Origin of the sequence: Dankookia rubra (genome assembly GCF_004355005.1) — a bacterium.
Lineage (GTDB): Bacteria > Pseudomonadota > Alphaproteobacteria > Acetobacterales > Acetobacteraceae > Paracraurococcus > Paracraurococcus ruber_A.
Genome location: NZ_SMSJ01000453.1, coordinates 1 through 211, shown reverse-complemented (window position 1 = coordinate 211; position 211 = coordinate 1). Strand labels below are relative to the sequence as shown.

1 protein-coding gene is annotated in these 211 nt (G+C 72.0%); it reads left to right on the top strand.

The features are described from left to right. A partial coding sequence (locus E2C06_RS37225; RefSeq protein ID WP_193560553.1) for a transposase occupies positions 1-211 on the top strand: 211 nt, incomplete at both ends.

Here is a 211-nt window from a genome sequence, read left to right as displayed (position 1 = left end):
CAAAGCGCAAGGCGGCGCGGTCTTCTGGGGTGATGAGACCGGCCTGCGCTCCGATGACGTGCGCGGCCGCGGCTATGCGCCCCCGGGCCGCACGCCGGAGGTGCGGGTCAACCACCGGCGGGCCAACCTCGGCCTGATCTCGGCGGTGACCAACAAGGGCGAGTTGCGCTGGATGGTGCTGGACGGCGCCATCAAGGCGCCGGACCTGCTC